We start from the raw sequence: 13,984 nt of genomic DNA, 5'->3' as shown, positions 1-13,984 counted from the left end.
CGTCACGCCACCGGCCGTCGCGGCCTGGCCGGCCGCCGTGCCCGTTCTGCCGGCCGCCGCTGCCGTCGAGCCACCGGTCGTCACCGCCACGCAGGTCGCCGTGCCCGTCCCGCCGGCCGTCGCCGTCCCACCTGCCACCTGGCCCGTCCCGCCGGCCGTCGCCGTTCTGCCGGCCGGCGTCATGCGTGCGCCAGGTCCCGTTCTCCACCGCCGCGTCGAACGCCTCGCACACCATGTGCACCGCCACCAGGTGGAGTTCCTGCACGGTGGCCCCGGTCGGCGCCTCGACGCACAGGGACTCGTCGCCGCCCGCCATCAGCGGGTTGGGCGCGGGGCCGGTGAGGGCCCACACCCGTACGCCGGCCGCGCGGGCGGCGTCCGCGGCGGACAGCAGGTTGGCGCTGGCGCCGCTGGTGGACAGCAGCATGAGGACGTCGCCGGGACGGCCGTGGGCGCGGACCTGGCGGGCGAACACCTCGTCCACACCGTAGTCGTTGGCGATGGCGGTGGTGCTGGAGGTGTCGGCGTGCAGGGCGATCGCCGAGAAGGCGGGCCGGTCGTCGCGGTAGCGGCCGACGAGTTCGGCGGTCAGGTGCTGTGCCTGGGCCGCGCTGCCGCCGTTGCCCGCGGCCAGCAGCCGGCCGCCGCCGGTGAGCACGGCCGCCAGGTGCTCGCCCCACCGCTGGGTGATGTGCGCCGAGGCGCGGAACGCGGTCAGGGCGTCCTGGAGTTCGTCGCAGTGCACGGTGACGGGCGGGTGCACGGTCATCACGCCACCTCCTTCTGCTGTGCGTGTCCGGCGAGGACCTGGCGGTGGACCTGCTCCACGCCGTCGGCGACGCGCCGCCAGGTGTAGTGGGCGAGGACGCGGTCGCGGCCGGCGCCGCCGAAGCGGCGGCGCAGTGCGTCGTCGGTGAGGAGTTCGCGTACGGCGGCGGCGACCGACTCGGGGTCCTGCGGCGGGACGAGCCGGCCCGTGGCGCCCTCGGCGACGCTGTCGCGGTGGCCGCCGACGTCGGTGGCGACGACGGGTACGCCGCAGGCCATCGCCTCCAGCGGCACGATGCCGAACGGCTCGTAGACCGGCGTGCACAGCACCAGGTCCGCACTGCCGATGAGTGCGGGCATGCCGTCCGGGTCGACCGCGCCGAGCAGCCGCACCCGGTCGGCCACGCCGGCGCTCCGCGCGAGCCGCCGCAGCCGCCGCGCCTCGGGGTCGTCGGCGAGCCGGTCGGCGGCGGGTCCGCCCGCGATGAGGAGTTCGGCGTCCGGGATCCGGGCGAGGGCGCGTACGGCCTGGTCGTAGCCCTTGCGCGGGACGAGCCGGCCGCAGGCGAGCAGCCGGTGCCGCTCGCGGCGCGCCGGGACGCCGTCGGACCGTACGCCGGGCCGGAAGTGCTCGGCGTCCACCCCGCAGGGCACCACGGACACCTGGCGGCGCGGCACGCCCAGCTCGGCCAGTTCGTGCACCTCGTCGGTGCAGGTGGCCAGGACGCGGGCGCAGCCCCGGCCGATCTGCCGCTCGATGCCGACGCGTTCGGGCGGGCTGGTGTCGAGCCTGCCCTGGTGGCGGCGCTTGACGGTGCCGAGGGCGTGGAAGGTCTGCACGACGGGCACGCCGTGCGGCTGGGCGCCGATCCGGGAGGCCATGCCGGACATCCAGAAGTGGGCGTGTACCACGTCCGGCCGCTCGTGGGCCCAGGCGCGGGCCAGCCACGCGCCGAAGTCGGGCATGTACGGGAACAGTTCGTCCTTGGGGACGGGCGCGGCCGGCCCGGCGGGCACGTGCTCGACGACGGCCCCGCCGGGCAGCGGCACCCGGTCGGGCAGGCCGGCCGCGTCACGCCGGGTGTAGACCGTCACGTCGTGGCCGCGCCGGGCCAGTTCCTCGCTCAGGCGGGCCACGTACACGTTCTGGCCCCCTGCGTCGACGCCGCCGAGCGCGGCGAGGGGGCTCGCGTGCTCGGACACCATGGCGATCCTCATCGCGCCACCTCCTTCAGCAGCCGCTCCCAGTCGTCCAGGAAGCGGGAGAGCCCGTAGCGGGCGAGCGCCGCCGCCCGTGCTCCCTCGCCGACCATCCGCGCGTGCAGCGGGTCGGCGACGAAGTCCCGTACGGCGCGGGTCAGTTCGTCGATCCGGTTGGAGACAACTCCGGCGCCGGGCGGTACGGCCTCGGTCACCTCGGTGGTGGCGAGCGCGACCACGGGCATGCCGAGGTGCATCGCCTCCAGCAGGGACAGGCCGAGGGAGGTCCAGCGGACGGGGTGGACGTAGACGCGTCGCCGCGCCATGGCCGAGTGCAGTTCGCTCTGGGTGAGTTCGTGGGAGCGGCAGCGGTCGGCGGGGATGCCGAGATGGCCGGCGAGGTCCTCGGTGCCCATGCCGAAGACGTCCAGCGGGGCCGCCTCGGCGAAGGCCGGCAGCAGGTCGGTGCCGGTGGTACGGCCGCGCCGGACCGGCTCGTTGACGGCGACGGCGGCGCGTTCCAGCTCCCCGGTCCACAGCGGCCCGGGGTCGACGATGCCGTGCTCGATGACGGTGCTGGGCGTCGGACCGGCGTCCCACATCAGCCGGTTGAAGTGCGTGACGTGGACGAGGGTGACACCGGGGATGCCCGCTGCCGGATGGCGAGTGTCGGGCACCTCGCCGTGCGGGGCGTTGTGCTCCAGGTACACCAGCGGCGGTCGGCGGCCCAGCCACCGGTCGACCAGGTCGAGTTCGTGCGGGCGTTGCAGCACGACGACGTCGATGTCCTCGTCCCGCAGCCGCTCCGGCGGCACTTCGACGACCGAGTCGGGCCAGTCCCAGGTGCGGGCCCGGCCGAGTCCGTCGGGGCCCCGGTCGGGCGTGATGGGCACGACGTAGGTGTGCGGGCCCCGCACGAACGCGGTGGTCCACGACCCGTGCACGTGCCAGAGCAGGATCCTCATGCCGCCTCCCCCATCAGCTTCTCGACGGCGGTCACCACGTCGTGCGCGGTGACGGTGTCCAGGCAGGGATGACCGGGCACGGGGCATTCCCGCGCCCTGCTGTCCGCGCACGGGGCGTCCTGGTCGCCGAGCAGCACGTACGGGACGCCGTACGGCCGCCAGCGCTCGGCGGGGACGACCGGGGAGAACAGGGACACCACCGGGATGCCGACGGCGGCGGCGAGATGGGCGGGGCCGGTGTTGCCGGTGACGACGACGGTGGCGCCCGCGAGGACGCCGGCGAGTTCCGCGGCCCCGGTGCGGCCGCCGAGGTCGAGGGCCTGCGAGCCGGCGACGTGCGCGGTCAGGTCCCTCTCCCCCGCGCCGCCGGTGACCACCACGCGGTGCCCGGCGGCGGCCAGTTCGCGCACCGCCTCGGCACAGCGGCCGGGGCTCCAGGCGCGGGCGGGGACGCTGGCGCCGGGGTGCAGGACGACGTACGGCTCCGGGCCGGTGAGCCCTGCGGTGGCCGGTGGCGGAAGGACCCGGGGCCGGCCGTCGTCGGGCGGCGGGAACCCGGCGGCCTCGGCGAGGTCGAGCGCGGCCTCCACCTCGTGGGCGTGCGGGGCGCGGTGGTGGCGTACGTCGAGGAGGGAGCCCGGGTAGTCCTCGCTGTCGGCGGCGATGAAGTCCACGCCGGCCAGGCGCAGCAGCAGCGCGGTCGGCAGCGGGGACTGGTGGAACGACGTCAGGATCAAGGCCGTGTCGGCGTCGATGGTGTCGAGGAGCAGTTCGACCTCGCCGCGGCCGACGGGCGGGGGCGTGAGGCCCACCCAGGGCGCGTCCCACACGAGGACGTCGTCGACGCCCGGGAGCAGCCGGGCGGCGGGCGCGCCGCGCGGTCCGCACAGCAGGGTGACGGTGTCGGCGCGGGCGGCGACCGCGCGGATGGCGGGTCCGGCGAGCAGGACGTCGCCGAAGCTGTCGAGCCGGGTGACGAGTGCCTTCACGCGTCCCTCCGCTGCCCCGGGGCGGCCGTGTAGGCCTCCTGGATCGGGCGTTCGTCGGCGAGGACGCGGCCCTTGGGCGGTCCGTCCAGGACGGCGCGGACGGCGGTCAGCAGGTCGGGGGCGACGTGGTCGGCGTCCGCGGTCTCCTCGGGACGGGTCTGCGCGGTGGGGACGAGGATGCCGTGGGCGCCGGCGCGGCGGGCGGCCTCCACGTCGGCGCCGATGTCGCCGATGACGACGAGGTCGGCGGGGTTGGTGCAGATCCGCCCGGCCGCCCACAGCACCATGCCGGGCTGGGGCTTGCGGCAGTGGCAGCCGTCGTCGGGGCCGTGCGGGCAGACGGCGAACACCTCGAAGGGGCCGAGGAGTTCGTCGACGCGGTGGTTGACGCGGCGGACGTCGGCCTCGGTGAGCAGCCCGCGCGCCACACCGGACTGGTTGGTGACGACGCCGGTGCGGATGCCGCGTTCGCGCAGGCGGGCGAGTGCCTCGCGGGCGCCCTCGACGGGGCGTACGCGGTCGGGGTCGGCGTTGTAGGGGACGTCGTGGACGAGGGTGCCGTCGCGGTCGAACAGCACGGCCTTGACCGGGGTCATCGTGCCACCTCCTGCCAGGAGGGGGCATGGCGGTGGCGCAGGGCGCCGGTCAGCCGGTGCCAGGTCGCGGCGGGCGGGATGAGCACGCTGGTCGCCAGCATGGTCGTCACTTCCTCGCGGGTGCGCGGGCCGGGTGTGATGCGGGCCCGGGCGAACTCCGCGGTGCCGGCCGCCCAGCCGAGCGCGCAGGCCGCGGCGGCCCGGCCGTGTCCCGTGGCGGCGAGGGCGCAGGCGGCTACGCCCGCGGTGGTGATCGCCGCGTGCTTGCGGATCCGGCCGCGCGGCGCGACGGCCTTGTCCCACCAGTCGGGTCCGTGCAGCCGCCGCATGAGGGCGTCGTCGGCGTTGCCGCGCTGCTGGCGCACGGACACCCAGCGGTCGGCGGGGCGCACGGGGTGGCGGGTGGTGCGGCGGCCCTGCCGGATGCGCCAGCCGGCGTCGAGGAGGCGCAGCGCGAGGTCGGCGTCCTCGCGGAAGGCGCGCCGGAAGCGTTCGTCGAAGCCGCCGACCTGCTTGAGGGCGTCGGTGCGGTAGGCCATGTCGGCGGTGATCCAGTGGGCGCGGGCGAGTCCGGCGGTGCCGCGTTCCCAGTCGGTGGGGCGGCGTTCGCCGGGCAGCGGGACGGTGATGTCGCCCTGGACGCCCGCGATGTCGGGGGACGCCTCGGCGAGGTCCTCGGCCAGTTGGTCGGCCCAGTGGGGTCCGACCTGGACGTCGTCGTCGAGGAACACGGTCCACGGCGCGGTCACGGCCCGCAGCCCGGTGTTGCGGGCGGCGGCGGGCCCGCGTCCGCCACCGGTGAGTACGGTCGTGCACTCCCGGAGGTCGCCGAGGACGCTCAACGGGTGCTCCAGTTTTCCGGGTTCGGGGTCGGGCCGGTCGTCGACGAGGACGATCTGCTCGGGGCGCGGCCCGGTCGCGGCGGCGAGCGCGGCGAGACAGTCGGCGAGGGTGTCCCGTACGAGGGTGGGGATGACGACGGCGTAGGAGGTCATGCCGCTGCCCTCCCCGCGTCGAACATCCGCCCCCGGCGGACCGCGTACGGGCCGATGGCCAGCAGGTCGACGGGCGCGGAGCCGAAGCACTCCAGGGCGTCGCGCGGGTCGTCGACCATGGGCCGCCCGGCGGTGTTGAGGCTGGTGTTGACGACCACGGGCAGTCCGGTGCGCCGCTCGAAGGCGCTCAGCATCCGCGCCACCAGGGGTTCGCGCCTTTCCTCGACGGTCTGGATGCGGGCGGTGCCGTCGACGTGCACGACGGCCGGGATGCGGTCCCGCCACTCCTTCGCGACGTCGTGCACGAACAGCATGTACGGGCTGGGCAGCGGGCCGCCGGAGAACAGGTCGGCGGCGCGGTCGGCGAGGACCATCGGGGCGACGGGCCGGAACTCCTCACGGCCCTTGACGTGGTTGAGGCGTTCCAGGTTCTCGGCGCGGCCCGGGTGGGCGAGCAGGGAGCGGTGCCCGAGGGCGCGCGGCCCGTACTCGCTGCGGCCCTGGAACCAGGCGACCACTCCGTCCCGGGCCAGTTCCTCGGCGACGGTCTCGGCGATGTCGTCGGGCTTCTCGTAGGGGATCGCCGCCGTGTCGAGCCAGGCGCGCAGTTCGTCGTCGCTCCAGCCGCGGCCGAGGTCGGCGCCGGGCATCGGCTCGGGCTGTCCTGTCTCCGTCGCAGCGAGGTGCAGCGCGCCGCCGAGCGCGGTGCCGGCGTCCCCGGCGGCGGGCTGCACCCACACGTACCGGTACGGGCCCTTGGCCACGATCTTCGAGTTGGCGACGCAGTTGAGGGCGACGCCCCCGGCCATCGTGAGTGCGTCGCCCCCGGCCTCGCGGTGCAGCCAGTGCACGAGTTCCAATAGGACCTCTTCGAGGACGGCCTGGGTGCTCGCGGCGAGGTCGGCGTGGTCCTGGTTCCAGGGTTCGCCCTTGGCGCGGGGCGGCGCGAACGCGGCCCAGTCGACGCCGTGGGCGCGGAAGCCGCCGTGGCCGGTGGGGTGGACGTACTGCCGCAGCTGCGGCAGGAAGCGCGGGGTGCCGTAGGAGGCGAGGGCCATCACCTTGTACTCGTCGCTGCTGCGCAGGAACCCGAGGTGTTCGGTGAGGTCCTCGTAGACCAGGCCGAGGGAGTCGGGCAGCGCCTGCGTGGCTAGGGTGTCGAGCTTGCCGTCGCGGTAGCGGCCGGCCAGGTGGGAGGCGGCCTCGCCGCGGCCGTCCAGGACGAGGACGGCGCTGTCGGGGTGCGGGGAGGCGGGCCCGGCGGAGGCGGCGTGCGCGACGTGGTGGGGGACGAAGACGACCCGCTCGGGGTCGAGGCCGGGCAGGGCCTCGGCGAGGAACTCGGGGGCGCGGCGCGCGTACTCCAGGCGCAGCGGGTCCCAGGGGTCGTTCAGGCCCATGTCGCGGGCGGGCCGGGCGAGCTTCGGGTCGAAGGAGTAGGTGACGGCGTCCAGGTCCGCGGGCCGCAGGCCCGCCTGCTGCAGGCACCAGCGGGCGGACAGCTCCGGCAGCTCCCACGCGGAGAACGGCAGCGGGCGCTTGCCGTGCTTGCGCCGGCTGAAGCGCTCCTCCTCGGCGGCCGCGACCGTGTGGCCGTCGATGACGAGAGCTGCGGCCGGGTCGTGGAAGAGGGCATTGATACCAAGGATGCGCATGGGCTCCATCCCGAGCTGTGAGGCGTTCGGTGCCTCGGCGAGTGCCGTACCGCGGCTGTCTCAAACACTTGGAGACAACTGACCGCCCGATAGCCGGATTTTTCACTTGATGTAGTACTGAAGGCTCACGCTGTAATCACACTCAGGCGGCCACCGACCGCGAGAACCAGCCAATGGTCCGTTCCAGCCCTTCGCTCCACCCGACGCGGGGTTGCCAGTCGAGCCGTTCCCGGGCGAGGCGAGTGTCGGGGCGGCGTCGGGCCGGGTCGTCGACGGGGCGGTCCACGAACCGGATCCGGGAGGCGGAGCCGGTGATCTCCACGATCCGGCGGGCCAGCTCCAGCATCGTGATCTCGTCGCCGCCGCCGATGTTCACGGGCCCGGTCTCGGTGGAGGCGGCCAGCGCGAGGACGCCGTCCACGGTGTCGTCGACGTAGCACAGCGAGCGCGTCTGCCCGCCGTCTCCGGCGACGGTCAGGGGCATGCCGTCCAGGGCCTGCGCGATGAAGGTGGGGACGGCGCGGCCGTCGCCGGTGCGCATGCGGGGGCCGTAGGTGTTGAAGATGCGGACGATGGCGGTGTCGGTGCCGCGCGCCTGGCGGTGGGCGGTGACCAGGGCCTCCGCGAACCGCTTGGACTCGTCGTAGACGCTGCGCGGTCCGATCGGGTTGACGTTGCCCCAGTACGTCTCGCGTTGCGGGTGCTCCAGCGGGTCGCCGTACACCTCGGAGGTGGAGGCGAGCACGAGGCGGGCAGCGTCGGCGTGGGCCCGTTCCAGCGCGAGACGGGTGCCGGTGCTGCCGACGTCGAGGGTCTCCAGCGGCAGTCGCAGGTAGTCGGCGGGCGAGGCCGGGCAGGCGAAGTGCAGGACGAGGTCGAACCGGCCGGGCAGCGCCCGCCAGACCGCCGGGTCGGTGGCGTCACCGCGCACGAAGCGGAAGCCGGGCCACTGCTCCAGGTCGGCCACGTTGGCGCGGGAGCCGGTGGCGAGGTTGTCCAGGCAGACGACCTCCGTGCCGGCGTCGAGCAGCCGTGCGCACAGATGGGACCCCACGAATCCCGCACCGCCGGTCACCAGGGCCCGCCGCCAGGCGCGTCCGCTCACAGGACTCTCCTTCCGCTGGCGTTCACTTGCGTATCGGCGCGAGTAACCAGGCGGGGAGCCGGAACACTAGAAACCGGGACTATACACACTGTGTATAGTCCCGGCATGCCTTCTCTGACCAAGAAGATGAAGAAAACGGGGATCGCGTTCCGAACGGCCGGAACGCTCGCGGCGACCGCCGCCCTGACACTGCTCCTGAGCGGCTGCTCGGGACCCGACACCACGGCTCCCAGCGCCGTCCGTGCACAGGCGGCGACGGACGTCCGGGCAGCGCGCTTCGGCACCGTCGACTGCCGTGAGGTGAAGTGCATCGCGCTCACCTTCGACGCCGGGCCGAGCGAGCACTCCGCACGCCTGCTGGACAGCTTGAAGGAGAAACAGGTCCCGGCGACCTTCTTCCTCCTCGGCAAGCGGCACATCGAGAAGTACCCGGAGCTGGTGCGGCGGATGGCGGACGAGGGCCACGAGGTGGCCAGCCACACCTGGGACCACAAGATCCTGACCCGGCTCAGACCCGAGGAGATACGCGAGGAGCTCGAACGCCCCAACCAGGAGATAGAACGCCTCACCGGACAGCGCCCGACCCTCATGCGCCCGCCGCAGGGCCGCACCGACGACACCGTCCACGAGATCTGCCGCGAGCTGGGCCTCGCCGAGGTGCTGTGGAGCGTGACGGCGAAGGACTACACGACGACCGACCCGGACCTGATCACCCGCCGCGTCCTCGCCCAGGCGTCCCGGGACGGGATCATCCTGCTGCACGACATCTACGACGGCACGGTGCCGGCGGTGCCGGGGATCATCGACGCGCTCAAGGAACGGGGCTATGTGTTCGTGACGGTGCCGCAGCTGCTGGCACCGGGGAAGGCGGAACCGGGGAAGGTGTACCGGTAGGGGCCGACAGAGGGTCGACGGCCCGGCGGGAAAAAGGAGTTGCGGCCGCCCTCGCGCGCGGGGAGGGTGCGAGGGGTGTCCGCAAAGTCCCGTCGTCCGCCCGGAGGGCGGGCCCGGAGGCGTCCGGTGCGTGCTCTGGGGGTCTCCCCGGCCGAAGGCTGGAGGAGTGCCGGGCGGACGCCCGCGTACTGGTTGTACGCGGGTGTTCGGCCGGTGCGGCGAGAGGGCGTGCCGGGCGTCGCAGGGCAGGCGGGACTCTGCGGACACCCCCTAGCGCTGAAAGGAGCACCGTTGTCGCACTCTGACGTTCCGGTCGTCCGGGAGTTCGCCGTGGCGGACCGGGACGCCGGGCCGTACGGCATCACCGCCGGGCCGGACGGGGCACTGTGGCTCACGTTCGTCCACAACGGCCGGATCGGGCGTCTCACGCCGGACGGCGAGCTCACGGAGTTCGCTCTGGACTCGCCGTCCTGCCGCCCCATGGTCATCGCGCCCGGGCCGGACGGGGCGCTGTGGTTCACCCGCTCCGCGGACCACCGGATCGGCCGCGTCACGGTCGACGGCGAGACGGCATCGTTCGCCGTGCCGACGCCCGACTGCGGCCCCTACGGCATCACGGCGGGCCCGGACGGCGCGGTCTGGTTCACGCAGATGAACACGGACCGCATCGGCCGTCTGACGACCGACGGGGAGATCACCGAGTTCGCCCTCCCGGTGACGGGCGCCTTCCCCTCGGCGATCACCGCGGGCCCGGACGGCGCCCTGTGGTTCACGCTCAACCAGGCCAACGCCCTCGGCCGCATCACCGTCACCGGCGACATCCGCCTGTACCCCCTGCCCACCCCGGACGCCGGCCCGGTCGGCATCACCAGCGACGGCACCGACCTGTGGTTCGCCGAGATCGCGGCCGGCCGGATCGGCAAGGCCTCCCCCGACGGCCGGATCGAGGAGTTCCCCCTCCCCGACCGCGACTCCCGCCCCCACGCCATCACCACGACCTCCCGCGGAGGCTGCTGGTTCACGGAGTGGGGCACCAACCGCATCGGCCACCTCTCCCCCACGGGAAACCTCCTGGAACTCCCCCTCCCGTCCCCGGACTCCGAACCGCACGGCATCACGACGACCCCGGACGGCACCGTGTGGGCGGCCCTGGAGAGGGGAGCTGTGGCACGGGTGACTCCGTAGCGGCGGGGGTCATTGGCCGCTCCGCGACAGACCCTCCACGAGTTGGGAGACGACGTCGAGAATGGTCTGCCCGAATGCGGTGGGAGCGATGAGCACGCCCAGCGTGAGGCAGAGGACCACGGTCATCTTCTCGTCGAACCGGCTTCGGGCGTGAGTGCGACGACGCAGCCGGACGACGACGATGACGGCAAGCAGAACAGCCACGTTGACGGTCACCACCACGCGCTCGGACCTCCCGTCAGCCCACAACTCTCCTGGTGATACCGGACCTCGACTCCGTTCTTGTGTAGCGTGAACGGTCTTGTGCCGAGGCGGGATCACCCCGCATTGGCGGCAAAGCACCCTCTCGTGGCGTGATCCCGCAGGCCCGAGAGCGGGGACCTGGAGTCAGCGCTCTCGTGGGCCGCGCGGCGGGCGCCGGCTGGGCCGGGTGGGTGAGGCGAGGGCGGGCGCAGCGCCTGGTGGTGGGGGAGTCCTTACGATCGTCGCGTGGCGAACATCCTGCTCGTACGTACCGTCCCGCTTCCCCTCGACGAGGCGTGGCGGCGGATCACGCTGTGGCCGCGGCACGGTGACGTGGTGCCGTTGACGTCGGTCAGGGTGGTCCCGCCCGAGCCGACCTGCGTGGGCACGGTCGTCGTGGCCCGCTCCGGTGTCGGGCCGCTGTCCTTCGAGGACCCGATGGAGGTCACGGTGTGGCAGCCACCGGAGGGCGGGGCGCCGGGGATGTGCCGTCTGGAGAAGCGGGGCCGGGTGGTGCTGGGCTGGGCGGAGCTGGAGGTGCGGCCGGGGCCCGGGAGCCGCAGCCGTGTGCTCTGGCGGGAGGAGATCCGGATCCGGCTGCTGCCGTCGCCCTTCGACGGCCTGCTGCGGCTCTCGGCGCGGTCCGTGTTCGGCCGGGCGCTGAACCGATTGCTCAGACGTCCGTGACGCCCCGGCGGCAGCCACGGGTGGCCCGTTGAGTCGACCTCACGCCACCGAGCCGATCCGGCCGGCCGTCTTCTGCCCCGGCTCGTGGTGGATCGGCGTATGCGCCCCGGTCAGCGAGACCCCGCTGCCGCCGCGCCGTCCGGCGACGATCTCCGACGCGATCGACAGGGCCGTCTCCTCGGGCGTACGGGCCCCGAGGTCCAGGCCGATCGGCGAGTGCAGCCGGCTCAACTCCAGCTCGGTCACGCCGACTTCGCGCAGGCGCGCGTTGCGGTCCAGGTGGGTGCGCCGGGAGCCCATCGCACCGACGTACGCCACCGGCAGCCGCAGCGCCAGCTTCAGCAGGGGCACGTCGAACTTGGCGTCGTGGGTGAGGACGCACAGGACCGTGCGCGCGTCGACGTCCGTGCGCTCCAGGTAGCGGTGGGGCCACTCGACGACGATCTCGTCGGCCTCCGGGAAGCGCGCCCGGGTCGCGAAGACGGGGCGCGCGTCGCACACCGTGACGTGGTAGCCGAGGAACTTGCCGATACGGACCAGGGCGGAGGCGAAGTCGATCGCGCCGAAGACGATCATCCGGGGCGGGGGGACGGATGACTCGACCAGGACCGTGAGCGGTGCTCCGCAGCGAGAGCCCTGCTCTCCGATCTCCAGGGTGCCGGTGCGGCCGGCGTCCAGGAAGGCGCCCGCCTCGGCGGCGACCGTGCGGTCCAGTTCCGGATGGGCGCCGAAGCCACCGTCGAAGGAGCCGTCGGGCCCGACCAGCAGGGCCCGGCCCGTCAGTTCGCGCGGGCCCGACACGATCCGCGCCACCGCCGCCGCTTCCCCTCGCGCGGCGGCGGTGAGCGCGGACGCGACCACCGGGCGGACCGGATCGCCGGCCCGCACCGGGGTGACCAGGATGTCGATGACGCCGCCGCAGGTCAGCCCCACGGCGAAGGCGTCGTCGTCGCTGTATCCGAAGCGCTCCAGGACGGTTTCGCCGTCCCGCAGCGCCTGCTCGCACAGCTCGTAGACCGCGCCCTCCACGCAGCCGCCGGAGACCGAGCCGATCGCCGTGCCGTCGGCGTCCACCGCGAGCGCGGCACCGGGCTGCCGGGGCGCGCTGCCGCCGACGGCCACCACGGTGGCCACGGCGAAGTCACGGCCCTGCTCGACCCACCGGTTCAGCTCCTCGGCGATGTCCAGCATCTGTCTCGGTCTCCTTGAGGCTGCACGACTGGGGCGACGGGCGTCAGTGGACGCCCAGCCAGCTCTCGATCGGGTTGAGGGCGAAGTAGACGAGGAACACCGCCGTCAGGATCCACATGAAGGCGCCGATCTCCCGCACCTTGCCCTGGGCTGTCTTGATGGCGACGTAGGAGATGACGCCCGCGGCGACACCGGTGGTGATGGTGTACGTGAACGGCATCAGGACGACCGTCAGGAACACCGGGATGGCGGTGGCACGGTCGGACCAGTCCACGTGCCGGGCGTTCATCAGCATCATCGCGCCGATGACGACGAGGGCGGCGGACGCGACCTCCTGCGGCACGATCGCCGTGAGCGGCGTGAAGAACAGGCAGGCCGCGAAGAACGCTCCCGTGACCACGGACGCGAGACCCGTCCGGGCACCCTCGCCGACCCCCGTGGCCGACTCGATGAACACCGTCTGACCCGAGCCGCCGGACACGCCTCCGATCGCGCCGCCGGCCCCGTCGATGAACAGCGCCTTGGACAGGCCCGGCATCCGGCCCTTGTCATCGGCGAGCTTCGCCTCGGTCCCGACGCCGATGATGGTCGCCATCGCGTCGAAGAACCCGGCCAGCACCAGCGTGAACACGATCATGCCGACGGTCATCGCGCCGACCTCGCCCCAGCCGCCGAACTCCACGTCCCCGAAGAGCGAGAAGTCGGGCATGGACACCGCGCCGCCGTGCAGCTCGGGGGCGCCGGCCGCCCACTGCTTGGGGTCGATGACGCCCGCGGCGTTCAGGATCGCGGCGACGACCGTGCCGCTGACGATGCCGATGAGGATGGCGCCCGGGATGTTCCGGGCCTGGAGCATGAAGATCAGCAGCAGGGTGCCGGCGAAGAGCAGCACCGGCCAGCCGGCCAGTTCGCCCGCCGGGCCGAGCGTGACGGGAGTGGCCTTCCCCTGGTGCACGAAGCCGGACTTGTAGAAGCCGATGAGGGCGATGAACAGGCCGATGCCCATGGTGATGCCGTGCTTGAGCGCGAGCGGGATCGCGTTCATGATCATCTCGCGCAGGCCGGTGACGACCAGCAGGCAGATGACCAGGCCGTACATCACGCACATGCCCATCGCCTGCTGCCAGGTCATCTCGGGCGCGACCTGGGAGGCGAGGACCCCGGAGACGGAGAGGCCGGCGGCGAGGGCGAGCGGCACCTTGCCGACGAGACCCATCAGCAAGGTGGTGAGGGCCGCCGCGAACGCGGTCGCGGTGATCAGGCCCTGCTGCGCGAGGGTGTTCCCCGCCACGTCCCTGCCGGACAGGATCAGGGGGTTGAGCAGGAGGATGTACGCCATCGCCATGAAGGTGGTGACGCCGCCGCGCACTTCGCGCGCGACCGTGGACCCTCTGTGGGATATGTGGAAGTACCGGTCGAGCCAGGACCGTCCGGCCGGGACGCGGGTGCCTTCGCCCGCGTCTTCGGCTGTGGTCCTCGGCTCAAGTGACTGCTGGGTCATGTGGGCCTAC

Annotated in this window: 13 protein-coding genes and 1 pseudogene; 3 read left to right on the top strand and 11 right to left on the bottom strand. The window is 73.5% G+C overall.

Features of this window, described 5'->3' with window-relative positions:
* Positions 1-202 precede the first annotated feature (202 nt).
* The 8 genes and pseudogenes from ABZ192_RS14225 to ABZ192_RS14190 all read right to left on the bottom strand — a co-directional run.
* A pseudogene (locus ABZ192_RS14225) lies at positions 203-769 on the bottom strand (SIS domain-containing protein); the annotation flags it as partial.
* Positions 769-1,986 (bottom strand): glycosyltransferase, encoded by a 1,218-nt coding sequence (locus ABZ192_RS14220; RefSeq protein WP_356924769.1) that lies wholly within the window; start codon positions 1,984-1,986, stop codon positions 769-771. The pseudogene ABZ192_RS14225 and the gene ABZ192_RS14220, both read right to left, overlap by 1 nt.
* Positions 1,983-2,933, bottom strand: coding sequence for a glycosyltransferase (locus ABZ192_RS14215; RefSeq protein ID WP_356924768.1), 951 nt, complete (start codon positions 2,931-2,933; stop codon positions 1,983-1,985). Before ABZ192_RS14215 ends, ABZ192_RS14220 begins: the two co-directional genes overlap by 4 nt.
* Positions 2,930-3,922, bottom strand: coding sequence for a glycosyltransferase family 9 protein (locus ABZ192_RS14210; RefSeq protein ID WP_356924767.1), 993 nt, complete (start codon positions 3,920-3,922; stop codon positions 2,930-2,932). The genes ABZ192_RS14215 and ABZ192_RS14210 overlap by 4 nt, the downstream gene beginning before the upstream one ends.
* On the bottom strand, positions 3,919-4,518 hold the full coding sequence (locus ABZ192_RS14205) for an HAD family hydrolase (RefSeq protein ID WP_356924766.1): 600 nt from the start codon (positions 4,516-4,518) through the stop codon (positions 3,919-3,921). The genes ABZ192_RS14210 and ABZ192_RS14205 overlap by 4 nt, the downstream gene beginning before the upstream one ends.
* On the bottom strand, positions 4,515-5,513 hold the full coding sequence (locus ABZ192_RS14200) for a glycosyltransferase (RefSeq protein ID WP_356924765.1): 999 nt from the start codon (positions 5,511-5,513) through the stop codon (positions 4,515-4,517). The genes ABZ192_RS14205 and ABZ192_RS14200 overlap by 4 nt, the downstream gene beginning before the upstream one ends.
* Positions 5,510-7,168: a carbamoyltransferase C-terminal domain-containing protein gene (locus ABZ192_RS14195; protein ID WP_356924764.1), complete on the bottom strand. Its 1,659-nt coding sequence runs from the start codon at positions 7,166-7,168 to the stop codon at positions 5,510-5,512. Before ABZ192_RS14195 ends, ABZ192_RS14200 begins: the two co-directional genes overlap by 4 nt.
* A 142-nt stretch (positions 7,169-7,310) precedes the next feature.
* On the bottom strand, positions 7,311-8,273 hold the full coding sequence (locus ABZ192_RS14190) for an NAD-dependent epimerase/dehydratase family protein (RefSeq protein ID WP_356924763.1): 963 nt from the start codon (positions 8,271-8,273) through the stop codon (positions 7,311-7,313).
* 126 nt (positions 8,274-8,399) lie between these two features.
* On the opposite strand from ABZ192_RS14190, the gene ABZ192_RS14185 reads away from it, so the two are divergent.
* On the top strand, positions 8,400-9,167 hold the full coding sequence (locus ABZ192_RS14185; RefSeq protein ID WP_356924845.1) for a polysaccharide deacetylase family protein: 768 nt from the start codon (positions 8,400-8,402) through the stop codon (positions 9,165-9,167).
* A gap of 291 nt (positions 9,168-9,458) precedes the next feature.
* Positions 9,459-10,352 carry a virginiamycin B lyase gene (locus ABZ192_RS14180; RefSeq protein WP_356924762.1) on the top strand — a complete coding sequence of 298 codons (894 nt, stop codon included), beginning with the start codon at positions 9,459-9,461 and terminating at the stop codon, positions 10,350-10,352.
* Between the two features lie 9 nt (positions 10,353-10,361).
* On the opposite strand, the gene ABZ192_RS14175 is transcribed toward ABZ192_RS14180, so the two are convergent.
* Entirely contained in the window at positions 10,362-10,571 is a 210-nt protein-coding gene (locus ABZ192_RS14175) for a hypothetical protein (RefSeq protein ID WP_356924844.1), read from the bottom strand.
* A 270-nt stretch (positions 10,572-10,841) separates the two neighbouring features.
* On the opposite strand from ABZ192_RS14175, the gene ABZ192_RS14170 reads away from it, so the two are divergent.
* Positions 10,842-11,282, top strand: a complete 441-nt coding sequence (locus ABZ192_RS14170) for an SRPBCC family protein (RefSeq protein WP_356924761.1) — start codon at positions 10,842-10,844, stop codon at positions 11,280-11,282.
* 39 nt (positions 11,283-11,321) lie between these two features.
* Here ABZ192_RS14170 and ABZ192_RS14165 read toward each other — a convergent pair whose 3' ends face one another.
* Both ABZ192_RS14165 and ABZ192_RS14160 read right to left on the bottom strand, forming a co-directional pair.
* Entirely contained in the window at positions 11,322-12,473 is a 1,152-nt protein-coding gene (locus ABZ192_RS14165) for an XdhC/CoxI family protein (RefSeq protein WP_356924760.1), read from the bottom strand.
* A 43-nt stretch (positions 12,474-12,516) separates the two neighbouring features.
* Positions 12,517-13,974: an NCS2 family permease gene (locus tag ABZ192_RS14160; protein ID WP_356924759.1), complete on the bottom strand. Its 1,458-nt coding sequence runs from the start codon at positions 13,972-13,974 to the stop codon at positions 12,517-12,519.
* Positions 13,975-13,984 lie beyond the last annotated feature (10 nt).

The organism is Streptomyces sp. NPDC006235 (genome assembly GCF_040613735.1).
Lineage (GTDB): Bacteria > Actinomycetota > Actinomycetes > Streptomycetales > Streptomycetaceae > Streptomyces.
Note: the sequence above shows the minus strand (reverse complement) of the source record. Positions and strands in the feature narration are given on the sequence as shown.